The sequence below is a fragment of the Pedobacter sp. genome (assembly GCF_965279535.1).
Taxonomy (GTDB): Bacteria; Bacteroidota; Bacteroidia; order Sphingobacteriales; family Sphingobacteriaceae; genus Pedobacter.
This window is the reverse complement of record NZ_OZ257244.1, coordinates 4,690,450-4,715,448: the sequence shown is the minus strand read 5'-3', so window position 1 is coordinate 4,715,448 and position 24,999 is coordinate 4,690,450. Positions and strand designations below refer to the sequence as shown.

Annotated in this window: 22 protein-coding genes and 1 tRNA gene; 9 read left to right on the top strand and 14 right to left on the bottom strand. The window is 37.1% G+C overall.

Annotated elements, in window-relative coordinates:
* Positions 1-35: 35 nt before the first annotated feature.
* The 5 genes from ACQY77_RS19635 (at position 36) to ACQY77_RS19615 (ending at position 7,577) form a co-directional block, all read left to right on the top strand.
* A complete protein-coding gene (locus tag ACQY77_RS19635) occupies positions 36-1,502 on the top strand; it encodes a hypothetical protein (protein ID WP_421940626.1) in 1,467 nt (488 codons plus the stop codon).
* A 45-nt stretch (positions 1,503-1,547) separates the two neighbouring features.
* The gene (locus ACQY77_RS19630; protein WP_421940627.1) at positions 1,548-3,512 is read left to right on the top strand and encodes a phosphatidylinositol-specific phospholipase C domain-containing protein; all 1,965 of its coding nucleotides are present in this window, start codon (positions 1,548-1,550) and stop codon (positions 3,510-3,512) included.
* 156 nt (positions 3,513-3,668) lie between these two features.
* Positions 3,669-4,514, top strand: coding sequence for a hypothetical protein (locus tag ACQY77_RS19625; RefSeq protein WP_421940628.1), 846 nt, complete (start codon positions 3,669-3,671; stop codon positions 4,512-4,514).
* 351 nt (positions 4,515-4,865) lie between these two features.
* Positions 4,866-7,085: an NB-ARC domain-containing protein gene (locus tag ACQY77_RS19620; RefSeq protein ID WP_421940629.1), complete on the top strand. Its 2,220-nt coding sequence runs from the start codon at positions 4,866-4,868 to the stop codon at positions 7,083-7,085.
* Between the two features lie 15 nt (positions 7,086-7,100).
* Positions 7,101-7,577 carry a hypothetical protein gene (locus tag ACQY77_RS19615; protein WP_421940630.1) on the top strand — a complete coding sequence of 159 codons (477 nt, stop codon included), beginning with the start codon at positions 7,101-7,103 and terminating at the stop codon, positions 7,575-7,577.
* Between the two features lie 336 nt (positions 7,578-7,913).
* On the opposite strand, the gene ACQY77_RS19610 is transcribed toward ACQY77_RS19615, so the two are convergent.
* The 4 genes from ACQY77_RS19610 to ACQY77_RS19595 form a co-directional block, all read right to left on the bottom strand.
* The gene (locus tag ACQY77_RS19610; RefSeq protein ID WP_421942408.1) at positions 7,914-8,135 is read right to left on the bottom strand and encodes a DUF2188 domain-containing protein; all 222 of its coding nucleotides are present in this window, start codon (positions 8,133-8,135) and stop codon (positions 7,914-7,916) included.
* 152 nt (positions 8,136-8,287) lie between these two features.
* Complete coding sequence (locus tag ACQY77_RS19605) at positions 8,288-8,725, bottom strand: DUF6527 family protein (protein WP_421940631.1); 438 nt, start codon at positions 8,723-8,725, stop codon at positions 8,288-8,290.
* Positions 8,706-9,887: a ThiF family adenylyltransferase gene (locus ACQY77_RS19600; RefSeq protein WP_421940632.1), complete on the bottom strand. Its 1,182-nt coding sequence runs from the start codon at positions 9,885-9,887 to the stop codon at positions 8,706-8,708. Before ACQY77_RS19600 ends, ACQY77_RS19605 begins: the two co-directional genes overlap by 20 nt.
* Positions 9,862-10,554, bottom strand: a complete 693-nt coding sequence (locus tag ACQY77_RS19595) for a multiubiquitin domain-containing protein (RefSeq protein ID WP_421940633.1) — start codon at positions 10,552-10,554, stop codon at positions 9,862-9,864. Before ACQY77_RS19595 ends, ACQY77_RS19600 begins: the two co-directional genes overlap by 26 nt.
* 186 nt (positions 10,555-10,740) lie before the next feature.
* Here ACQY77_RS19595 and ACQY77_RS19590 point away from each other — a divergent pair, with 186 nt between their 5' ends.
* Both ACQY77_RS19590 and ACQY77_RS19585 read left to right on the top strand, forming a co-directional pair.
* Entirely contained in the window at positions 10,741-11,100 is a 360-nt protein-coding gene (locus tag ACQY77_RS19590) for a helix-turn-helix domain-containing protein (protein WP_421940634.1), read from the top strand.
* Entirely contained in the window at positions 11,090-11,971 is an 882-nt protein-coding gene (locus ACQY77_RS19585) for an ImmA/IrrE family metallo-endopeptidase (RefSeq protein WP_421940635.1), read from the top strand. The genes ACQY77_RS19590 and ACQY77_RS19585 overlap by 11 nt, the downstream gene beginning before the upstream one ends.
* Positions 11,972-11,976: 5 nt before the next feature.
* On the opposite strand, the gene ACQY77_RS19580 is transcribed toward ACQY77_RS19585, so the two are convergent.
* Both ACQY77_RS19580 and ACQY77_RS19575 read right to left on the bottom strand, forming a co-directional pair.
* Positions 11,977-14,181: a S8 family peptidase gene (locus ACQY77_RS19580; protein ID WP_421940636.1), complete on the bottom strand. Its 2,205-nt coding sequence runs from the start codon at positions 14,179-14,181 to the stop codon at positions 11,977-11,979.
* Positions 14,182-14,977: 796 nt separating this feature from the next.
* Positions 14,978-15,304 (bottom strand): hypothetical protein, encoded by a 327-nt coding sequence (locus tag ACQY77_RS19575; RefSeq protein ID WP_421940637.1) that lies wholly within the window; start codon positions 15,302-15,304, stop codon positions 14,978-14,980.
* A gap of 643 nt (positions 15,305-15,947) precedes the next feature.
* Here ACQY77_RS19575 and ACQY77_RS19570 point away from each other — a divergent pair.
* Entirely contained in the window at positions 15,948-16,118 is a 171-nt protein-coding gene (locus ACQY77_RS19570) for a hypothetical protein (protein ID WP_421940638.1), read from the top strand.
* 18 nt (positions 16,119-16,136) lie between these two features.
* Positions 16,137-17,711 (top strand): recombinase family protein, encoded by a 1,575-nt coding sequence (locus tag ACQY77_RS19565; protein WP_421942409.1) that lies wholly within the window; start codon positions 16,137-16,139, stop codon positions 17,709-17,711.
* Here the strand turns inward: ACQY77_RS19565 and ACQY77_RS19560 are convergent.
* The 8 genes from ACQY77_RS19560 to ACQY77_RS19525 form a co-directional block, all read right to left on the bottom strand.
* Positions 17,665-17,744, bottom strand: a tRNA-Leu gene (locus ACQY77_RS19560). The two genes, ACQY77_RS19565 and ACQY77_RS19560, sit on opposite strands and share 47 nt — an antisense overlap.
* 88 nt (positions 17,745-17,832) lie before the next feature.
* Positions 17,833-18,144: a DUF3817 domain-containing protein gene (locus ACQY77_RS19555; protein WP_421940639.1), complete on the bottom strand. Its 312-nt coding sequence runs from the start codon at positions 18,142-18,144 to the stop codon at positions 17,833-17,835.
* 88 nt (positions 18,145-18,232) lie between these two features.
* Complete coding sequence (locus tag ACQY77_RS19550; protein ID WP_421940640.1) at positions 18,233-18,769, bottom strand: iron-sulfur cluster co-chaperone HscB C-terminal domain-containing protein; 537 nt, start codon at positions 18,767-18,769, stop codon at positions 18,233-18,235.
* 74 nt (positions 18,770-18,843) lie between these two features.
* A complete protein-coding gene (rseP, locus tag ACQY77_RS19545; RefSeq protein ID WP_421940641.1) occupies positions 18,844-20,229 on the bottom strand; it encodes an RIP metalloprotease RseP in 1,386 nt (461 codons plus the stop codon).
* A gap of 27 nt (positions 20,230-20,256) precedes the next feature.
* Positions 20,257-21,441 carry a 1-deoxy-D-xylulose-5-phosphate reductoisomerase gene (locus tag ACQY77_RS19540; RefSeq protein ID WP_421940642.1) on the bottom strand — a complete coding sequence of 395 codons (1,185 nt, stop codon included), beginning with the start codon at positions 21,439-21,441 and terminating at the stop codon, positions 20,257-20,259.
* Positions 21,442-21,641: 200 nt separating this feature from the next.
* Positions 21,642-23,144, bottom strand: coding sequence for a GH3 auxin-responsive promoter family protein (locus ACQY77_RS19535; RefSeq protein ID WP_421940643.1), 1,503 nt, complete (start codon positions 23,142-23,144; stop codon positions 21,642-21,644).
* A gap of 82 nt (positions 23,145-23,226) precedes the next feature.
* Entirely contained in the window at positions 23,227-24,015 is a 789-nt protein-coding gene (locus ACQY77_RS19530) for a hypothetical protein (RefSeq protein ID WP_421940644.1), read from the bottom strand.
* The gene (locus ACQY77_RS19525) at positions 24,012-24,980 is read right to left on the bottom strand and encodes a glycosyltransferase (RefSeq protein ID WP_421940645.1); all 969 of its coding nucleotides are present in this window, start codon (positions 24,978-24,980) and stop codon (positions 24,012-24,014) included. Before ACQY77_RS19525 ends, ACQY77_RS19530 begins: the two co-directional genes overlap by 4 nt.
* Positions 24,981-24,999 lie beyond the last annotated feature (19 nt).

The window sequence follows — 24,999 nt, the reverse complement described above, 5'->3', positions numbered from 1 at the left end:
CCTAAATTTCGAATCTTAAACCATAATCAATTGTTATGATTTCTTTCTATCGATCATTATATACGCTCTGCTTCTGCCTGATTTTTAGCGGACAGCTAATGGCGCAGGATGCAAATTACTGGAATTCAAGTTTCGGGCCAGGAGGACTACTGACTCCTGGAGCCACAATAGTTAATGACAGGGATAGCGGATTGTATTATTATAATCCTGCATTGATAGCTCTGCACCCTAAGAATTCAGTTAGTATCTCCACCAGCGTTTATCAACTCGGACAATACAACATCAAAAACGGGGTAGGCATGGGAAAAAACCTTAAATCAACAGGAGTACAAATCATCCCACTGATGGTGTCAGGGAACCTGTTCTTTAAAGGTAAAAAAACCATTGCATTGGGTTATTCCTTGGTGCATGATCCGGTCGGCAACTATCAGGTCACCCAGAGATCCGACAAAAAAATGAATATACTCGACAATTCTTACAGCCCTGGAGATGAAAACTTTGTCGGCCAATATGCTGCACATAACAAAATCAGTAATACAATTGCAAACGGTAGCCTTGCTGTCAAGCTTAATGAAAATTGGTCTGTTGGTCTTACCCTAGAGGCAAAGTTAAGAAGCCAGGACTATGCCGAACAATACAGTGCGCGTGCCCTGATCAATGGTGACGACACAGGTAATGAGATATTACCAATGACAAATATGCAGAGCAGTTATCAGATTAATTATTGGAACATCGGAGTACGTTTTAAGTTCGGTGCCGCCTACGAACATGGGCCACATCATCTGGGTGTAGTGATCACCGCACCTAGGCTGAATATCAAGGGAAATGGAACGATTACCAACGACTTAATCATTGATGACTTACATGCAATTCCGGGGTCCTCACTAATATTAAATGTCCTGGGAAATACCAGGCAGAGCGGATTACCGATAAAATACAGAGATCCCTTCAGTATTGCCCTAGGTTATGGATTTGATTTTGGGAACGGAGGAGAGTTTTTTCTGACTGGAGAATACTTTGCCAAAATAGGCAGATATAACATCGTAAATCCTCAAAATACGACATTTTTGCGTCCAGATAATGAATCTAATAGGAATTTGACTAATGAATTGCTTCAATTCAATGAACAGCGTAAGTCAGTTACTAATTTCAGCATAGGAATTAAACAAGCCTTAAGTTCCAAACTAATTGGATATGCGTCATTAAGGACAGACTTTAATTATAACGATAACGGTGTTACGGTCGACAGTGATTTTAATGGTCACCATCCCAATACTGCTACTTGGAACACCTATCATGGTCAATTTGGAATCAATGTAAAACGAAGGAAAGGGAACCTTCACGCGGGCTTATTGCTATCTTATGGTTCGACTAACCGTTTTGTTCAACCCCTGAATTTTGATACGGCTAATGAAGAAAATCAGCTTCAGGGCTTTGCAAGTACAACAAATGCCCAATATCTTTCAGCAGGTGTCTTAATTGGGTATATTTTCAACCTTTAGCTAAATTGCCTGAATTTATATCATGATATGTTAATTTGATATGCGATGACTAAAAAACTACTATCTACCTACCTTTTGTTAGTGCCCGCGATTTACGCCATGGCCCAGGGTATTTTCTTAAAGCCACCCTCAGAACTTGATTTAAAAATCAATGGGGATATCGTCGCTATGAAAATCCAGGATCAAACAGCTTATTTAGCCTGGCTTGGGGATGGCATTTCTCCAGACTTCCAAATCGGCTCATATGACCTATCCACCAAAGCGATGCAGCCTCCAACAGTGGTAGGCAAAGCTAGTGGCCATCCGATATTTTCTTCTCTTAGGGGAAAAAAATATTTACTATGGAATGATCAAACTGGCAGTATCCAGTATACTGCATTGTCCGGCGGAGAGGCTGGGGCACAACACATTTTACCCAATTCAGGCTCTTTACAACTCTTATCAGCTACTGAAATTAATAGTCAAATAGTTCTGTGTATAGTAAATTCCAAAACAAAAAATGCGGGTCTTTTAGTAGTTAATGCGAATAATGACCTTCAACTTTCAGTAGAGAAAAGCTTCGATATTGCCAAATCAAAGAACATAGAATTTTGTTCTGCAGTTCCTGGAATAGGCCACGCCATAAAAGTTTTCTGGAAAGAACAAAAGCATAAGAACCTCCTTTGCACTACCATTAATCTAGATCTTACTCCTGCGGTAGATCAATCAAACAATATAGTCTCTACCGAGGTTTATCAAGTCGCAGGAATTATATCTTTAAATGACCCTGACAGCCAGCTCATGGTATGGAGGCGGAATGATAAAGATGGCAAATGGTATTATGGCATTATCAGTCAAGGCTTGTTGCGTGACGAGTATGCACCGCTTCCTTATTATCAAGCACCATCTCGGATCCCCCTCATGAGTAAGGATGAAAACGGGAATTTCTATATAGGTACCTCCAGATTGGATAGACAGTTCGTCCTTGGTTCATTTAAATCCTATAACCCTGCACATTGGATTAAAGATTTCCTGCTACCTAACAAAGGTAACTACACGTTAAAAGAAATTGTTATTCCTGGATCTCATGACGCCGGAATGTCGGTTCTAAGTTCAGCGGGGGGTAAAAACCTGAGTATTATTAACGAATGTAATACGCTTACACAGGTACAGAACATAAGAGGACAGCTTCAGTCAGGTATTCGAATGTTTGACCTTCGACTGGATCTGTATAAAGGAGAGTTATATACAAAACACGCTCCCTCGGACTGCATGGAAGACGCCATCGCTGGTGGTTATGGAGAAAAACTGTCCAGTGCATTGCTATCTGTGAAGCAATTTCTAAAAGAGAATGATAGGGAATTTGTTATTCTGAGCTTTTGTCATTTCTGTGATCGAAAAATATCGGTCGCTCAACAAGCTGATTCCATTGAAAAATGGCTAGGTAAAGATTTGTTTTTTGAAAGTCAGGGGAAAGTTTTGAAAGATATAACGCTCAATGATCTATCGGGTAAAGTACTAGTGACTTTTGAAAATTACTCTTTTCCGGATAAAAGCGTGATATTGAATACACTTGTCAAAAAAAGTGGAGCCTTTATTAATTATAAAAGAGCTTATGCGGCCAGTAATGACTTAAATAAGTTATTACTGGCTCAGCAATCCTTCTTTAGTAACATTAAAGATTCTGTCAACGCCAACGACCTTGTCCGACTAGACTGGCAGCTGACTGAAGCAGGTCAGGAAGCGGCCTTTGTATGTAATGATTTTCAATCGCCCAAGTCTAATCCACTTATGGACGGGGCTAAGCTGCTCTTAAATTCGATAAAAAAGAATAAAAGCATTATTGAACTCGCACGTACGGGTAACCAAGTATTAGTAGAAAATTTAGATAAATGGCTAAACGAAGGGCTTATCAATAAAGCGAGTTTTCCGAACATATTATATGTAGATGTGTCTGGCAACTGGATAACAGATTATAGTATCCTGCTCAATGAGCATCCTATTTACAATCAAAAAAAAATTAATAGGTAGGCCGCCTATCTATAATTTTCAAATAAACGAATAAACTCGGGTATGGGTAAAGCATACACTAAAAAACATTACAAACGCAATAAAAAGAATCTTGTATCGATCGACATTCTTTTCATGCATAAACTCAATTAGCTCAAAATCTACAACCTCTAAGTTATGAATAAAAAAAATTTTCATCTTCCAAAAAGCAGGAGAATATTATTTCAAGTTTTGCTGGTGACAGCATCTTTCGCTTTCGCCTGTCGTCAGGAAAATAAAAAAAATCCGAAAAATGAAACGGACTCGATTCCTGTGACTTCTCCCCACTCCATCGATAAAACATATGTCTATAGAGGCGTTTTACCGACAAAATATCACCTCCCCGCGATCGGGTCAATGGTATTGACAATGGCCGAGGGAAAAAATGAAGGAACATTTGTTTATAAGCTAGACTATGGGGAAGTGGTTAATGACAGCGGGAGCGTGGTGCTTCCTTACACCGATCATGGAACATTCAAATCCGAAAATTCCGATGACTGGGGAACGATTTATGTAATGAAAGGTCAACGCCCTTTGCAATTTTATTACCGGCCAACAGATAACAAACTAGCGGAGTTGGATTCAGATAAAAAGCAGATGACTGGGCATGTCCTGACAGGAATAAACCCTGCAGATAGTGCTGAAACCCGTGAAGATGTTTTAGGAAGATATACCGAGAATATGACATTGGGAAATGGCTTGTTATGGTCTGCAATGAACAAAGAAATTATTGATTTAGAGCAAGCGGATGTGAAACTGGAGCCCCTAGCCGAAAAAACAGCAAAAAAGCCAGCCTATATCCTCTTTAACGATGATCAGTCGCTCGCAGAGCTATTTCTCCCTGATTCAAAAAAAGGTTCCATCTTAAAAAGAAAAGGAAACGAAGGTGGATACATATGGTCTGATGGGCGATACGAATTATTTTCATGGAAAGGTTATGTTCTTCGATATAAAGATGGAAAAAATATTTTCGCGGGGGACTAATGTTATAGCAAAGATTCTCTGATGAGTAAATTAGATTTAGGCTATATATTAAGGGTGAGTTTCTAGCAAATACTCGTAAACAATACTTTCAGGCTCCACTTTGCAGCTACTATGAGCAATCGAAATTGCTGCACTTACATTTGTTAAAAAATAGATCGAACCTCATCGCAGCGCAATTACCGGTTCTCACACATTTTCTAAGTTCGCTGTTCAGTGAGCAATGTTAATATAATTATTTTTTATACTTTAGCTATCCGAAGTTAACCTAAAATCCTCAAGGCCTCTTCACAGTCAAAGTACATCCATCGTAAACTATCTAAGCTATTTATCGTCTCACACTTTAATATTTAAATGAATTATATACTACACCAACTTGATAAAAAAATCAACCTACTTAATGCCCTAGATAGAAAACATGAACTAAAAGTTCATTTGCAAGCTAAATTAGAGTTTTACCTTATTTACACATTAGGTTATCTATGGAATAAAAACATCACAAGGGTAACTCAAGAAAAAAAAGAAGAAATTTTAAAAACCATTCTCAAACCATCAATTGGAAGTATTGTATCAATTACCAGAACCCTTGATATAGATGCGGAAATTTTTGGCAACAAAAAACTTAATAAGCTTAGAGAATCAATTGATAAATATCCAAATATTAGAAATGAACAAATAGGTCATGGATATACATTTGAGGATGAAATTAGTTCGTCGATAAATATTTTCAATGAAATTCTAGATTTATTTCAGGACACTAATTCACTATTATTTGCTGAACATGATCTGATATTAGTTACAACGAAAGGAGATAGTTCATATTCGGGAATCAATTATAAATCGAATGGATCAGACTATATGTTATGGAATTGTCCGTTAAAAGTCCAAAAATTTGAACCGAACTCATTGTATATAAAATATAAAAGTGGTGAATACTTTAGAATTTCTCCTTTTATCGTAATAGTTGATGAAAATGAGTTTTATACGTTCTCGTCGATAGAAGAGAAACTTACAGGGAGAACGAAATTTAATCAACTATTGAAAACGGGAAAATTGGTTCTAGAATTACCCGAATTGACTACAATTAATATCTCTGAAGATATTTATAAGATAAAAACCTCAAATGGAACAATCATTAATAAGTTTTCAAAAGATTGGAAGAATTATATCGACGTTGGGATCAGTAATCATGTAATTAACTTCTTAACAAAAAATAACTCGTCAGTATTTGCAACCTTATGGGGGCACGGCGGGATAGGTAAAACTTCTGCAATTCAGAAAGTATGTGAGCAATTAGCAAATAGCGAATATAAGAAATTTGATTACATCATCTTTCTATCTGCAAAGGATAGGTATTACAATTATTATAAGGGTGTTATTGAAGAGATAAGCGGAAATTTTAATACTTTGAAAGAAATTGTTGAGTTTATAAATAGAATTGTCTTTGACAAAGTGGGAAATGTTGACCAACAAGATATCTTGAATTTTGAGGGAAAAGTTTTAATTGTGATTGATGATCTAGAGACATTTAAAAAAGAGGAGAAAAACAACATCACACAATTCATTCAGCAATTAAATATTAATTATCACAAAGTCATTCTTACAACTAGATCAGCAACTTTAATTACTGGAATTGAAATAGAAGCGAATGAATTAACAGAAAATAAAACTTTAGAATTTTTAATATCTGCTGCAAAAAATGAGTTTCCAGAAGTCAATTTTGATAAGGATTTTAAGCTTTTCAAAAAATATTCAAAACAGATTTTTGAGATCACATCCGGTAGGCCCTTGTTTATTCTTCAATTCTTGATCCTCTACACGCAAAATGGCTCAATTAATGAAACGCTACTGATAGATATCAAATCAATAGAGCAAGCAAGGAGCTTTCTTTATGATAGAATATATGATTACTTGTCTAACGATGCTAAGAATATGTTTTTAGCAATGAATTTGCTAGTAAACAATGATGATGACCTAACTGGCCTTCTTGCAAATTTAAAGTTCATCTTAAACAAGGAAGAGGAAACAACTTCGTTTGACAATGCTCTGAATGAATTGATAAAACTTAGAATCGTTGAGAGATTAGATGTTGATTTTTTTAAGGTATATTCTCCGGAAATCCTAAAGTTAATGCGATCTTATTATGAAAAGAAAGGCAAGGAGTATGATGGTGACATTACCAATAGGTACAATTTGATCAAAACAGGTCAAAAACTAGAAACTGATTATGCTTTATTAAAAATAGCAGATTCGAAAAGATTGGATGCTTCAGAAAGTGAAGTTGAAAATCATTACAGAAGAATCATAAAGAGGGAAAGTGCTAAATATGAGGTAAGATTAAAAGCGTTATTTAATTATGCGACCTATTTATTTTCTCAGAATGGAAGGATAGACAAGGCATTAAAATTATTTTCTGATTATTGGCATTGGTTTAAATCAGATTCCGATTTTATTTTGCAGAATTCAAAATTCCATTGGGCTGAGGGTTCTTCGGTTAATAGGTATAAAGCTATCGACATATTAGAGAACTATCTAAGTTTAAGGCCAAAAATTTCTGAAGATAAATATTTATAGATCTTAGGAAGTCAAATGACATACTCAGCAATAATGTTGGTTGATGAAAGAAATGAAATAAAGGACAAAAGGAGATTTAAGGAAATTTCAGAAACACAGTACACTTTTATTTATAGAGAGCAACGTAATACATTTTACAAATTGTATAATTATCCTGGAAGCAGGCTTTACGATCTTGTTAAAGATAAAAATTTGATGGAAATGAATCCTAAATCAAGAAATTTTGTTCTTGACGGACTTACTCATTATACAGAAGTATGCATCAGATTAAATAAACATGATAAAGCAAGAGAAATTTGTGAAAAAGTTATAAACCAAATGCCATCTGATTACCATAAGCCCTTTATTTACAAACTAAATAAGTTAGAAAATATCATTAAAGATGATATAAATGACGAAAAAGATTTAGCAGACTACAGAAACTACGGTGGGGACGAAACTGATTTATCAATAAAATTCAAACAAGCTTTAGAAAGAAAATATAACAATTAAAGTGGAGATTTCGGCTTCTTTGACTAAGTGATTTCGCAGCGGATTGACCAATTTAAGAAAATCCATGCACCACTTCGAACATCTAAGTTATCATTTTCTTTAGATGGTCAGTTTAGGCGGAAACGCGCTGACCTCAAATTCCTAAATAACTCGATCACTGTGAGCGAAATTCACCCCTTCCTTCCACTCTAATTCAAATTGTTATCGCTCCAAAGAATATCTCCTTTTTGCACTTCTGTATTTGGATTCTCCATTGATTAAAGTTATGTATTAATATTATAAGCAAAAAGCCATAACAGAGAAAATGTTATGGCTTTAATAAATCAAAAACATAGGTTATCCTTTAGGTGGGTAAGGATCGTTACCATAGGAATTACGGTCTCTGATCTGCCCGTCTGGGCGATGAATAATAACCTCTGACCTTTGGTTGGTCGCAATTACTCTGGCAATTTGTTGTGCTTGAGATTGTGTTGAAACTACTCTAGTAACTCTGTCATTACCTGCACCGCGTACCGCCCAACTCCCGTTATGGGGTACTACATGTTGATTTTTACTCATTTTATTTCGATTTTTTAACTGATTGAATATATGTTGTTTTTGGACTACGTTTAACTTGCGCATTAGACACAAATCTTTCTGTAGTAGCGCTTTTGTTCACTTTTACCGTTATCTTACTCATTTTCAAATATCTCCTTTCGTTTTTTAAATTTCTATTTGAATCCGAAAAACGAAAATAATTGCTTGAAACTCCATTTTCTTCTTTTCTTGACCATTTCTTTCTGGGACTCTTCGATTGTTGGATGTTCTGATTTTTGATCGTAGTATTTTTCTTTATTTTCTTTATCAATCTTTCTTCCCTGCTGAATTTCCTTATCATCCCAACTTCCGGCGTGTTCAATCCGATTTTTAATAATCCAGTAATGAGATCTACATTTAAACCCCCAGCTTCCTATTGATGGAAATATAGAAATACTATCTCCATAGAACCTTAAATGCCAATCAGTCGGTGAGAACGGAGTAATTACTTCATTCCCACAACCGCAGATGCACTTATGTACCGCAGTCCTGTATTCCATTGTGATATACAAAATCCCTTCCTCTAATGCTTCCGGAATAAATTCAACGAACCTATGCTGCAGTGTCTCCATTTAATAGTTGTGATACGTTAATTGAATAAGTTGTCTGATGTTCTTCGATGAGATCTTGATAAAATTGGCTCAGCTTTTTCCATTTAATTACAGCTAGGATAGCATTGAGTGCATTCAAATCTGCAATTTGTATGTTTGTGGCGTACTCGTTCACCTCGCTCTCTTCTGTCGGTATTCTTTTGTCCAAGTGATCATTTTTAGTAGCGGTTCCCGTTGTAGTTCTTACAATACCAATAAGATGGTCATCAACCAAGGTCACTCCCAGCCCAACATCTATAAAAGAAACATTCATAAATAGAAGTTGATCTATAATAAATTTCCTAGCAGCATTATTATCTATACAAATGAAGACATGGGATGCATCCTTCAACAAATGAATGTTTTCGTTGGAAATATACTCTTGATGCGAAACTATTCCTTTGTGCATTTTTGAATATATATTTGAAAAGTATTCTGCTTTGCATTTTTTCATTTCAAGTTCTTCAAGAGACGGAGCGCCTGGTGAACGAAAAGCATTATGCTGCGAGAAAACATCTGCATCATATAAATGTATCTCTGTAACTGGAGTTTTAGCAACCTGATCGAGAATATATGAACCCGTTCCCCCCATTCCGATGATAACAATTTTCTGCCCCTTTAACTTTGCATTCAACTGAACGATATTCGCCCTACTCGAATTAGTATCAAAATAATTGAAAGTACTATCTCCATTATCATCTCTAAAAGGATTGAAAGGCATAGTGGTGACGTTATTGTCTGCCGATTTTGCAGGGGCAGAAATAAGCTGGGCATACCTTGTAAGTTTATCATAGAAATTATTATAATAACCACATGCAGGCTTGCTCGACAAATAGTGATTGCCTACATAACCTTCTATCAATGGGGTTGCCCGACTATGATTGACGATAGAGCTATATGGCGTTCCATCTTTGTGAAACGGCATCTCCCCCATGAAATAAGCAGTATGATCCGCAGGTTTTGAGATTGAAGTTGGGGAAATTAATGTAAGTGCACTTATAAGTTTGCCATATTTCACCTCCATCTGGGAATTAAGGTAGGGAATATGATGGATGCAAACGTATCCACCTTTCACTTCGAGATCGTAGCCTTCATCTCTGAGGCGCTTTAGATCGGGGCTATGATTTATCAGTTGGTGTTGCATTGAAGATCATTTTATTGGTTACAAAAACATTATCACCCTTTGCCATCTCTCCTTGTGGATTCGGTTTTGGGCCTTTTAGATACGTCACAGTATATGCTTTCTGATCGCTGTTGGCATTCCCTTCTGCAAGGGAAACAACTTGTTCAAAAGAGATTTTTTCCTTATTCCAGGATTTTGGCTTGCCGTTTACAATGATTACAATTTCGTGGTCTACTTTTGTTGAAAAAAAATGCTCAATTCCTGGCCTAGCTAGATCTACACTGGTAGTGTTGCCAATCAACTCATCTTCCCATGGTTTTTTGATACTCAGATAAAGCACGTCTTCAAACGGTATCTTTGCAAGATCCTTTAGCTGTTTACCAGTTATATACTGTTCATACCATTTGTATTGCTTATCATTAATGGTAAGTAAAAGTATATGCTTGAAAAAGAAATTTTCGATTCCTGGCCTCGCCAGATCAACTTTATCATCATCTAAGATCATTTCGTCTTCCCACGGCTTCTTAATAGCTAAGAATAATTCAACTTCTTTCGGGGCATTAACAAGATCTCTTACTTGTCTGCCCGTAATGTATTGTTTAGCCCAATCAAATTTTTTGCCTTCGATGATCAGCGGTAAACTCTTGCTGGCAGTTGTAAGGTCTGCCCCCTTTTCCGTATCTTTCATAACTATATCATTTAATATTACAAATATAAAACAGTTTGCTAAATATATCAAGCAATTGCTAAATATTTATTTGATATAATTAGCAAACGCTTGATAATGTGCTTGATAATTTTTATATTGCTATGAATTAGCTAGCTAAAATTAGCATTTGCTAATTAGAACAAGTCTACTTAACTTTGAACCGTTATGGAAAGTGTAAATAAATCTTTAGGAAAAATTCTAAAAGACGCTCGGGAATTGAAAGGTATCTCATTAAGAGAACTGGAGATCCAATCAGGAATTTCTAATGCCTATCTAAGTCAGTTAGAAAATGACAAGATAAAGAAGCCTTCTGCCAACACTCTATATAGATTGTCTGAATTATTCAACATGAATTTTGATGACCTAATGGTATCTGCGGGTATAGTAGAAAAGAAGAAAGAATCTACCGTACAGACTGGCTGCTTTGCGTTCTCATCAGCAATGGGTGATTTGACAGAGGAAGAGAGGGATAAGATTATCGAATATCTCAAATTTTTACGCCATCAAACGAAGAATGATAAGTGAAAAGAAAAAACAGGACATTGAAAACATTGCTCTAGATGCATTGTATAAGAGCAATTCGCTCGGTGTTTTCCCCACACCTGTAGATCAAATCCTGAAATATGCACAGCTCAGAGTTGATTCTTCCGTTGACTTGAGCAAGCCACCATCAAATTTTTTCTTAAGGAAAGGTCTAGCACTAAAGAGAGGTCTAGCGAAAATAAGAGGGGTTTTGGATCGTACAGAAAAGGTAATTTACCTAGATTTAAATCAACATGTAGCTAAACAGAAATTTGTAAAACTGCATGAAGTTGGGCATGAACTCTGTGGTTGGCAGGGCAATATGCTAAAATATTTAGATGATGACGAAACCCTCGATCCAGACATCAATGATATGTTTGAATCCGAGGCAAATTATTTTGCCTCTTCTGCATTGTTCCAGGTAGATGTCTTTAATGAAAAAGTCAGCGAATACCCTCTTGAACTTGCTGCCTGCCTTCAATTGCAGAAACTATTTGGTGGCTCATTTCATGCAACAATAAGACGATACGTTGAGCGCTCCAAAAAAAGATGCTCCCTACTTGTTCTGAACAAAGAGTCTAAATCTCCTTTTTCAACAACAACTCTTACATTGAGAAATTATTTCCAATCACCTTCATTTAGTAGGGATTTTGGGCAAATTGAATGGGAATCAAATTTTGATTATGATGTACCATTTGTTCAGAATTTTTTGTCAAATAGAAAAATGACAAAAAGTGAGCTGATAATCGAATCTTTAAATGGAGACATTCCCTGCGATTACCATTATTTTGACAATAGCTATAATGTTTTTGTTTTCATGTTCCCAAAAGGAGAAATCATAAAATCACGTACTAGTTTTATACTAACTGACTGATTCCACTAAGCTGCCCCCCTCTTGCTTCTTACAACTCCGTATTTATTACCAAACTCGTTAACGGTCTCTTCATAGACGTCAACTTTATTATTTGAATCTATTACCTCAATAATTACTGCGAAATCCTGCAAATACTTATTGGTTAAAGTTCCCCGAGTGAACAAGCGCAACCTTAGTTCCCAATACCCACACGAAAAACCTCTGGTGAACTCTTTCTCGAATTGAAGAATCGGATTCCAGGGCAAGTTATACTTTTGGTCAGCATCTACGTTAATTTCCTTGAAGCCCATACCTTGAGCCTTAAATAGTGTTGCACTAACCCTGGCCATGCTATATTCCAAGTCATTAATAGGATTTACAGAAGGATCAAAAACAATTGTCACTTTAACCTTCAACTTAGTGGCAGTGTTAGTTTTGAAAATTGTTGGGATATGAAATCCCAAATATTGGTATTTGGTTTGATCAATGGCACCCTCAAAAAAATAGCTAAAAGCACGCGGAGCCGATATCAGGGAATGTTCAATATCTGGCTCCCCAAAACCAGTGTAGAAATTGTGCGGATTAATTATTGTACTAGGTATGGAACGTTTCTGGGCGAAATGATACAGTAAAGCCTTTATCAGATTGGTAGTCGCTTCAGGGAATGCATCTATTAAACGGACAACATATTGTGAGACAAGTGGTGCCGAAAAACTCGTCCCAACGTCAATCGCGAGCTCACTACCGGTATTATTGATCCCATAGCTTGAAGTTCTTGCAGTTGCCTTATATCCCTTATCCAAATTCCCCCCATGCGTAACGATTTCAGGTTTTAAACCTCCATCAGCACCTGGCCCAATTCTGGAAAATGGTGAGATCTCATTTTTAACAGCCAAACAATTTATGTTGTCGTATTTAGCAATAGATCCTACAGTAATCGCTAATAAGGATTCAGCTGGTGAACCTAGTCTTGACCCATTGTGTCCAAAATGATCATGTGGATATACTCCCAACGGAGTATCAATATTACCCGATGCTACGATAAAAATTACACCATATGTTTTTGACAAATAGTCAATTTGCTTGGCAACTTCAGAATAATCAAAATCTTTTATTGGCTCAGGCTTACCCAAAGAAAGATTATAAACTTTGATTTCCGAGTGATGCTTTTTGACTACTTCTCCAATTATATTCATGAGAGAGAAATCATCTGGGCCAACGCTTCTTCCCAATTTATCTTTACCAAAAACTGTGACATCCATAACTTTACAATATGGAGTGAGGATATTGGAACTTAGACAACTATCGATTTCATCTCCAAAAAGGCATCGACTCGCCACGAAAGTTCCATGATCTTGATCAACATCAACCGCAGATTTTGGAAGATATCTTAAATTGGTCGTAACCAAACTACGAAAAGGAACAGACGAAGATTCTATACCAGAATCAATAATTGCAACTATTGAATTGGAAATAGGAGGATTAACTGTTAACATCCCTGGCAACTTCGAAGCAGGCAATGACCTCTTTACATAAAATGAAGAGTTCAATTCAACTTTATTCACCGTTGAATAAGATTTAACAATATCTTTAATAACAGAATATTCTGTTTTGCAGGTTATGGCAGTTGTGCCATTTGCAAATACTTGGCTCTCCGTTTCGATCGAAAGTTGTTTGAATTCGGACTCTAAATGGTTTAGAATTAAAAACCTTTCCTTTTGGTTTAACGAATTGTATAGATAAATAATAACTGTCAATTCATCTTGCATTCTCTTTAAACCTGATAACTTTTCCTCTACCTCAACTTCTTCGATGTCCTCCAAAATCGCCAGATTGGTCTTCCCAGGATTGCCAGAATCATTTGCATACTTCCTTATCTTATCCTCTAAGGCATTAAAATTATCTTTCGATATTTTTGCGATACAGACATTTTTACGAAACTTATTTAAACTAAGGATCTCAAAACCAAGAGCTTTCAGTTTCGTTTTTTCACTTTTGATTGCAGTAGATTGAGGGGACCTAATATTCAAAAACAGGTACTTACTCCAAGTATAATCCTCCTTTTGAATAAGAGAAGCCTTAACGACAGAACTTCTTTGTAATAAGTAGTTTCCATGGTTAGTATGATCATTTCTTTTGTAAGTTGTCCCCCCCTTGGGTGGCGTAACTTTCTCAAAGCGGATGTTTTCATCCGGGATTCTGTAATGTTTTTTGGGCGTTTGGAGATTCAAGCGTAATTTGGTTTTAAACGAATATAATTTGTTTTTGCGAAAAATTCAACAAAACAGATCCCAAATTTTAACTAAATATTTTGAATGCCTAAATAATTGATTCCGGATAGCTTTGACACGTGCTAAAGGTCGGCTTTTCTTAAAATCCCTTATTGGAACTGTATCGTCCTGCTAAAGGTTGTCATTACCAAATTCTGAAGAACATTTACAATAATTTCTTTTTCCTATACTGGCCCACAACTTTGTTCTTCAACACTTTTTCAAAATTCACGATGGCCTCGCAATGCTCATACAACGTCGATTTTTCGCCGATTAACCCTACAGCAGTTTACCGAGTTGCGTGCTAGTTTTTCAAAACATGTCTTTCATGGATCACAACTAATGTCTTAATTTTGAGTTCGAAAATTGTCCATTAACTACCTTTAGATTTTCAAATAATTGGCAACTTTAGCTAATTCCTGCAAATCAGACAAGAAAAAATTCGAAATCTGTCCAGTAACGGCTACTTTCAGAACTTCCGCAGTTACACAGGTTCGGAAGCCAAATTTAAATCCCCCTCTTAGAATTAGAAGCTAAACGCGTACACAGACCGCATTTGATTAGTATTTAATTTATAAAAGTTGGCAGAACCGCTCTCAATTGTCCATCTTTTACATGGCGCAAGCACCCAGAATTGTTACCTGATGTTTTCCAAGATTAAATTTGAAAAAGAACAACTCCGAATGGAATCATATGAATTGGCTAGACAGCGTTTGACAATATCGGGTATAGCAATATTAGCATGCATAAAACAAGACTAATGATATTCAGCACTGGATTCGTTTTGCACGCCGATTGCGTTTGCCCGCCAAAGGATAAATCCAAGTCTGCCGCAGCATTCTGCCACAAAATATTCCACATCGGCTGGCACGTCATTGACGATACGAAAACGCACTTTGTATTTGGGATTATAGCTGATGTACACGACCAAGTCGTCGTTCGGGAATCCCCATCCGGTCAAAGGCTTGAAATGCACATCCTGCAACTCCTTTGCTAGGCGGATCAATCTCTCATTCATTACCTTGGCAAGTGGCTTTTCGGGCTTAAAATCTGTTTTTAAAATAGGCAGTACGGTCACGGTCATGCGGCAAATTTAACTGCAAAACTAAAAACTCCAAATGCAAAAACGCAAAACATTGACCATCAGAGAAAAAGAAAATTTATTACATCTAATAACTGTTGTTTTATAACTTTATAACAGCCGTCAACGCTCTTCCCGGGATGGGATCGAAAAAAGATGCAGCATATTTGGGTGACGGTGGAAATTAATCCTTTTTGTGTATAGGGTTATTGCTCTTGTGGCACTTGCCGTTTGTCAAAAACCTTTGCTGTACCTTCGAAACATCTCCAATGTTTGGCTATTAATTCGGACTCGTTGCGTCCTTTCATAATTAGTTCATATTGAGATAGATAAGATCAATTGAGAACCCTTTTGTACATTCTGTAGAGTGAATTTGTTTCAAAACATGCGATTTCAATACTTACCCAGAAGGTGTAAGCACACTAACTAAATTTCACAATGCTTCTGCAAAACATGTCTTGATTATTCTTCTGCAAGACTCATCCATTACCTCTAGCATCCGCTGAAATTTCTTTTCTACAATCTCCCAGCTACAGTTACCGTGAATAGGAAATAAATAATTTAAATATAGCGATCGTACTATCTAACGTAAGGTGCAAAACATAAAGCCCAGTAAAATTATCTTAGAGCTTTCATACAAGCCGATATGGAATTCAAGCAAAAAAGAAATGTATCTCCTTCTGAAGCGGTTAAAATACTAGCCAAACATGGTACAGTAGTTAGTATAGATCAAGCAAAACTTATCTTAGATTTCATGTACGAATTTGGTAAATTAGCCTTAGACCAACAAATTAGAAAGGTCAGACCCAATTATTAAATTCCAAATCCTATTGAAATGAAAATTGCAGATTTATATATACGAGTAAGTACGGATGAACAAGCTGAAAAAGGATATTCTCAAAGAAACCAACATGATGTCCTCACGCGTTATTGCGAGATCAACCAGATTAAAGTACGAAATGTAATTTATGAAGACCATTCCGCAAAAACTTTCGAACGCCCGGAATGGAGGAAGCTATTAATAAACATAAAAAACAAAAAATTACAGAGCGAGTTATTGTTATTCACCAAATGGGACAGGTTCAGCAGAAACGCCAGTGACGCATACCAGATGATAAGCATCCTCAGAAGATATGGCGTGGAACCTCAAGCAATAGAACAACCGTTAGATCTCAATGTTCCGGAAAATAAAATGATGCTTGCGGTTTACTTAACTGCGCCGGAAATAGAAAATGATAGGCGTGCACTAAATGTTAAACATGGTCTAAGGCAGGCAAAAAAAGAAGGGCGGTGGATGGGCGCAGCTCCCGCAGGATACGTCAACAAATCATATGAAAATGGCAAAAAATATATCGCAATATCAGAACCCCAGGCAGGCATCCTGAAATGGGCGTTTAATGAGGTAGCAAAGGATTTATACACAGTTGCCGAGATTTGGAGATCTGCTCGCAGAAAAGGACTGCAGATACAGATCAATACCTTTAGGGAAGCTTTGAAAAATGTTGCGTACATGGGAAAGATATTGGTTCCAGCCAACCAATATGAGGCTCCCTATTTAGCCGATGGGAAACACGAGCCACTGATTACCGAATCTCTGTTTTACCGGATACAGGAGATTATCTACAATAGGCAGAAAGAACCTGACAAACGAGGAATACCAAAAGTTTCGAAGAATAAGCTTCCCCTACGAGGTTTTTTGAAATGCCCAAAATGCGACAGACTGCTCACAGGAAGCGCTTCAAAAGGAAGAAATGGATATTTCCACTACTACCACTGCCAATCCTCCTGCGGACCCAGATTCAAGGCTGCTGAGGTGAACCTTGCTTTTGTCAAAGCAATCCGAAAGTATATGCCCAAACCTGGAATGTCCGAACTGTATAGACATGTGGTGTTAGATATCTATTCAGACAGAAACCAAAACATCAATGAACAAAAGAGCCTTTCAAAAAAAATAGAAACTGCAAATAATAGAATTGCAAAAGCAAGGACATTGTTGTTATCAGACGACATAGAAGCCGCTGATTATCGTTTAATTAAACTCGAAGAAGAGTTAAACATTGTAAAATATGAAGCAAAAATAGTCGAACTCAATTCCATGAAAGCTGAGAAGGTAGATGTTGAAGAAATTCTTTACCGAGCCCTTGAAAACCTGAAAAAACTTGATTTTCTGTATCTAGAAGGAGAAAATGATGAAAAAAGAAAAATTATTGGTTCGATCTTTCCGGAAAAATGGATCTACGACGGTATAGAACATCGAACCGGGAAAGAGAATCTAGGAATGGAGCTTATCTACTTATTAAACAACAAGTTAAGTCACAAAAAAACCGGAGTAAAAACTTCTAAAAGTGATTACTCCGGTCAAGTACCCGGAGCCGGAGTCGAACCGGCACGGTTTCCCACAGGTGTTTGAGACCAGCGCGTCTACCAATTCCGCCATCCGGGCATGTGTTAGACGGGGATGCAAATGTAGACAACGAAAGCGAAAATGCAAAAAATATTTTCACTTTGATTTAAAATATTTGATAACCCGCTTACAAACTGTTATTTACATTTTCAGGTCTTTCATCTTTTAGTTTACGATCTACCACAAAAGGGGCAAAAGGCAATAATGAAGCTAAAAATATCAATACCGCTTTACCAAATTTCCATTTTTGTTCTTGCCAGGCCATTACCAGTAAGGCAGCGTACAATACAAACAATAAGCCATGTGCCCAACCGGTATATTTAACGGCTAAAGGCATATCAGCAAAATACTTTAATGGCATAGCTACAAATAATAAAAGCAGGTACGAAATGCCTTCTGCTACGGCCACTTTACGAAATAAGGAAACGGTACTGTTCATGATCTGATTGTTTTGCCCGAAAATACCTTAAAGCAATTGGGCTACAAAAACTAAAATATGTTTTTACACTGTGGTGTCCATCAAAGGTTTATGCCTGCAACTTTTCCTGTATACGGGCAACGTATTTCTGTCTGTAGTAAATATCCTTGATGGTAGCTAAAACATGCTCCTTTTCGGCTGTGCTGGCATCATAGGTCTGTGTTAAATGTTGCAATTCCTCATCCAGTCCTTTTGCAATCTCAGCAACGGCCTCTTTCAATTGATTGGTTTTAGCTGCATCAGGTTCAAATTCCAGGTCCATCAAGGCCTCGTTAATATCCATCATCTCCATTAAAAAAGCCTGAGGCAATTTATACCCTTCGTCTGTTTCTACAATGCCTAAAAGTTCTAAAACGTATTTTAAGCGCCTTTGCTGATGGTTTAACACCTGATATGCCTTGTTGTTCAGCGTAGAGAGTTCAAGCACTTCCTGCTGCTTCTCTTCTGCCTCATTTGCATAAAAATCCGGGTGATACTTCTTGCTGTTCGCATAAAATGCAGATTTAATGCTGTTCTGATCCGGATTAAAAGCTACCGGTATATTATAAAACTCAAAATAATTAGGAAGGGTTTTGTGTTCAGTCATGGGTTCTTAAAATAAAAAAGCCGCCAATGCACCGAAGAAATCAGCACATTGGCGGCAATATTAATCAATAGATTTTACTTCCCGAAGGATTTTAAAATATCATTACCAAAGGCAAACACCATTAAGCTAATCAAAATTACAAAGCCCACAATTTGTGCTCTTTCCAATACTTTTTCGCTTACAGGCTTGCGCTGGATCATTTCAATCAATAAGAACACCACATGTCCACCATCCAAACCCGGGATAGGCAATAAATTCATGAAGGCCAGTGCCATAGAAATTAAACCGGTTAAAGTCCAGAATTTAATCCAGTCAAAAGTACTACCGTATACTTTAGCAATACCAATCGGACTGCTGATGTTTCTTGCACTTACTTTACCGGTTAACATCTTCCCGATACCTTTTGCGTTATCGGCAAAAGTGCTCCAGGCCATGTTTAAACCAATTGGAAGAGATTCAAAAAAAGAATAGTCAACATGCGCTATAGGCAATGCCGCCATCTTCGGACCAACACCAATCACACCCTCTGCCGTTACCGGAACACTGAAGTTCATCAGCTGGCCTTTACGAATCGCTTTGATCTCAACCTTACGGCCTGCATTCCTTGATACTTCGTCTTTAAATTCATCAAAAAAGGTAACAGCTTTATTGTTTACACTAATTATGCTATCTCCAGGTTTAATTCCTGCTGTGTATGCCGGATAAACTGGTGCTTCTACCTTTCTGTTAAAAAGCTTATCAAAAAACGATGGCCCGCTATTTTCATCAGGAGCGCCCACAGTCTTCAAACTTTGCATCCTGTAGCGCGGAGAAATAAAATTATCCTTCTCGTTTTTAGAGATTTTATTCAACACATTATCAGGAACCGTTACATACAGGGTTTTGTCGCCCCTCAATACAGTTAGCTGTGCATCACCAAATAAAACTTTGGAACTAATCAAATCGCCAAACTTAATCAGTTTTACCCCGTTAATTGCAAGCACCCGGTCGCCGTTTTTAAGCCCAATCTCTTTACCTATATTACCCACAGCAATACCATCATTAAGCTTATTATTAATGATATAATCTTGCCCGTAAGAGAATGTAAGCATCCAGAAGATTACGATACCCACAATTACGTTAACGATAATTCCGCCAAGCATTACAATAAGTCGCTGCCAGGCTGGTTTTGACCGGAACTCCCAGGGTTGTGCGGGTTGAGCCATTTGCTCGGTATCCATACTTTCGTCAATCATACCGGCAATTTTAACATAGCCCCCTAGCGGAAGCCATCCAACGCCATATTCTACACCACCTCTTTTAAAACTGAAGAGTTTAAAACCCCAAGCATCAAAGAAAAGGTAAAATTTCTCCACTTTTATGCCAAATGCCCTTGCCGCTAAGAAATGTCCCAATTCGTGTAGAATTACCAATATCGACAATCCGAGCAGAAGCTGCCCCGCCATAATCAATCCATTCATATTTACTTTATATTTTGATGTTAGATGTTAAAATATACTTTTTGTTACCAATTCGGCCGCTAAGATACGGCTATGTTTGTCAGTTTCTAAATAATCGTTCAATTGTGGTTTTTCAATGAACTTTATTTCCTGCATGCAATGCGCTATAACTTCACTCATTTCTAAAAATCCAACTTTGTCTTTTAAAAAGGATTCAACCATCACTTCATTAGCAGCGTTTAAAATGCAGGGCATATTCCCGCCTTTTTTCAATGCTGTGTAGGCCAAATCTAAATTCTTAAACGTATTAAGGTCGGGCTGCTGAAAGCTGAAATTAGGGTAATCCAGGAAATTAAAACGTTTAAAATTGTTTTTTAGCCTGTTGGGATAAGTAAAAGCATACTGAATAGGCAGTTTCATATCCGGGACACCCATTTGGGCCTTCATAGAACCATCTGTAAATTGTACAATGGAGTGGATAATGGATTGTGGATGAACAACGACATCAATCTGATCTACCGCTAAATTGAACAACCATTTGGCTTCGATTACCTCTAAACCTTTGTTCATTAAAGTTGCCGAGTCGATGGTAATCTTTGCCCCCATCACCCAGTTGGGATGTTTTAGCGCTTGTTCTTTTTTAACTGTCGATAAAAAGGACTTATCTTTTCCTAAAAAGGGGCCGCCTGATGCAGTGAGATAAATTTTCTCGATTTCGTTGTGTTCTTCACCAACCAGGCATTGAAAAATAGCCGAATGCTCTGAATCAACCGGAAGAATTTTAATCTTATGTTCTGCGGCAAGCTGCGTGATTAACTCCCCTGCTACCACCAACGTTTCTTTATTGGCAAGGGCGATATTTTTCCCGGCCTGAATGGCTGCAATAGTCGGCTTTAAACCCACCGACCCCATTAAGGCAGTTAATACCACATCACTCGAAGGGTAAGCAGCAACCTCGGTTAATGCAGCCTCTCCAGCCAATACCCGAATATCGGATCCGGCTAATGATTCTTTAACGTACGCATACTGACTTTCATCACAAATCACAACCGCCTCGGGCTTAAACTCCCTGGCTTGTTGAATTAGCAATTCTGCATTTTTTAATGCAGATAATACCGATACCTTAAAAATGCCTGGATTATCCCTCACCACTTCTAAGGCCTGCGTACCTATACTCCCTGTAGAACCTAAAATGGTTATGGTTTTTACAGTATCTATTGTTTTATTGTTCAAATTCTTATTTCTATCGCAATGTGGAACAAGTGTTTAATTGCGTAATTCTCTAATTGCTTAATTGTTTGATTGCTGTTCTTTCTATCGCTACCAAATGCTCAAATATATTGTTGTGATCTTATCAAGCGTCTAAATTTTTGGATTGAGCGTGTAAACAAACTGACTAAGCAGTTAAACAACTAACTGGCTAAACAATAGATTTAACCAACAATATACCCTTCCAGTCCCTCAGCCAACTTCCTGTCATTACTCAACCTGGGCACTTTGTTCTGACCACCCAGTTTTCCTTCACTTTTCATATAATTTACAAAAGCATCCTTCTGTAAACTACGAATAATAAGTGGCTGTAAAATGTTTCCTTCTATGAGGTCAAAATAGTAAATATTTTTCTGTTGCAAAGCCTGATCTACTTTTTTACTGAAAGCTCCCATATCTTTCGGTGGATTAGCGAATTCGATAAACCACTCGTGATAAGGCAATTCTCCTGGTACAGGATTAACCTGAGGCGCCACAGTAAATTCAGTTATGCTCACTTGTTCTTCATTGGCAACAGTTAGTAAAGCATGCTCTACCTCTTCCCCTATTACGTGCTCACCAAAAGCAGAAATAAAATGTTTGATCCTACCGGTAACTACAATTTTATAAGGATTTTTAGATACAAACTTAACCGTATCGCCAATGCTATAACCCCATAACCCTGCATTCGTATTTAAAATTAAAGCATAATTTTGCTCCAGCTCCACTTCCCCCAATGATAAACGTGTGGGGTTATCATTATAATATTCATCAGCAGGAATAAATTCATAAAAAATCCCTGCATCTGCTAATAAGAGCAAGCCTTTATCTTTTTGCGAATCCTGATAGGCAATAAATCCCTCAGATGCCGGATAGGTTTCAATAGAATCGATCTTTTTACCAATGCTCTGCTCTATTTTAGCCCGGTAAGGTTCAAAATTTACGCCTCCATAAATAAAGAGACTAAAATTTTTAAAGATTTCCGCAATCTTCTTTCCTCCTGCCTGTTCCGATAACTTATCAAAATACATCTGCGCCCAGGGCGGGATTCCAGAAATGAGGGTCATGTTTTCGTTGATCGTTTCATTTACAATGGCATCTACCTTTTGTTCCCAATCTTCAATACAATTGGTTTCATAAGAGGGTAACCTGTTTTTTTGCAGATAGGCTGGAACATGGTGCGCCACAATTCCAGATAAACGGCCAATGTTTATTCCGTGTTTTTTCGTTAAAATCGGGCTTCCCTGCAGGAAGATCATCTTACCATTTACGAAATCTGTTTTTCCTGTTTCGTGAATATACGTCAAAATGGCGTTCCGGGCAGCTTTAATATGCTCAGGCATCGATTCTTTAGAAAGTGGAATGTATTTTACACCAGAGGTTGTACCTGAAGTTTTCGCAAAATACTGGGGCTTCCCTTTCCATAATACATCGGCTTCACCCGCAACCACACGATCTACATAAGGTTTTAAGCCCTCATAATCCTGTACAGGAACATGCTTTTTAAAATCAGCATAGTTTTGGATTTCAGCAAAATGATGATCCCTTCCAAATGCCGTATGTTTTGCATCTTTAAGCAATTGGAGCAGAATTTTTTGTTGTGCATTTACTGCATTATGCTTCCATTTGTTGATTTGCCAAACTGCAAATGCCGCAAAGGGCTTACTTAATGCTGCTTTTATCCCCATGTTTAATGATTAAATAATAAAATGAGTGACTGATTAAATGAATAACTGGTTGTGCGAATGAATGATGTGGGAGGTCGAGCTTTTAAACGATATTATGCAAAATATCCGGATGCTCATCTCCTTTATATTCACCTGCAATTTTACGATAAGCCACCGTTAAAGCTACACTCGATAAAGGTACAATGATAAATGAGCTTAAAATATTTACTATAAAGGCAATGAGTGGCCACTGTAAATAATTAAGAAGTAGATAAATTAAATAGCCCCCACCTAGAACCACCAAAAGCAATAAAATTTTGGTAAAATTCCCTTTAGTAATGGCTAAACTTAATTTAATCGATTCAAATGGTTTAGAACCCTTATCTATAATGAAAAAGGGGAAGAAAGAAATTCTTAACCAGGTAATAAAAATAGCAATAATACCTACTGAAATGGCCACATTTTTAACTACATCGATGTTAATACCGGTGTAGATAAATGGAAACGCAACTAAAATTACCACGAGGTATACACCAAAAATGCAACCCACAAAATAAAGGGTAGCCACCAGGAAACGGATAATCTGCAATCTGGTGGGTAGCGTATCTACAATCTTTACATCGTGCTCTTCATCATCCATCAGGTGAAATATATACTTGAACAGCGAAAGATTAATGGTAAAGTAAAGAAATACAAATATGATAACCATCGCTACACTCAAAGCTTTGCTCACATCTTTAATGAAAAAAGCCATTAAACTGGATGCACTTGCCGTGATAAACATCAGAAAGCATAGTGTAGCAATAGAAAAATAGTGTTTTTTCAGGATGCCCCATGCCTTTTGAATCACTTCATTTACGGCGAATGTACTTTCTTTTAGGTAATTGATCATTGCTGTTTAAATATTACTCTTTTAAATAAATCCTGTATGAAGCCTAAACCATAAGCAGTTAACTGGATGAATGAAGATATAATGCTCAAAAATGCAACTTTTAAAGATTTATTTACAGACCAGGAGTGAAAAAATATTAACAAAAAGTATAATAACAGTAAAAAATTGCTAACAACTGCTAAAGGCCAGTAAAACAGGTTACATAAAATGACAAAGCCGATAAATAATGTAAAGGCCGCCGGAAAAAAATGAACCAATTTTAACTGTTTAGGAAAGTGTTTATAAATATTAATCCTCGCCCGTCCGAAAAAGTGCAATTGCTTGTAAAACTGACTAAAACTCGTCCTTCTTTTATGGTAAACTTTCGCGTCGGGAATTAAACCAATCTTAAATCCATTTTCGTGAATCCGGATGCTGTATTCAATATCCTCTCCTAATCGTGTTAAAATAAATCCACCAACTTTTTCCCATGCTTGTCGCGAAACACCCATATTAAAGCTACGGGGATGAAACTGCCCCACATGCTTTTTATTTCCACGGATTCCGCCTGTAGTAAATGGGGAAGTCATCGCATAGCTGATGGCTTTTTGCACCGGGGTAAAGCTATCATGTGCAGCATCAGGCCCACCATAAGCATCTAAATGATGTTCGTAAAGATAATTCTTTACCGTTTCCAGATAATCAGCTGGAATTAAACAGTCTGAATCGAAAATGATGAAATACTCTCCATTTGCCCTTTCAAAGCCAAAGTTACGCGCAAAGCCCTGTCCGGCATTTTCTTTAAAGAAATATTTAACATCTAATTTATTGGCATACCCCTCTACAATTGCACGGGCATCATTTTTAGAACCATCTTCTATAACCAAAACCTCAAACTGGGTGTACGTTTGCTTGGTTAATGTATGTAAAAGCTCGTCTATCTCTTGCGGACGATTGTAAAGTGGTATAATGATGGAGAAAAACATATGTGGAAGCTAAAAGCTG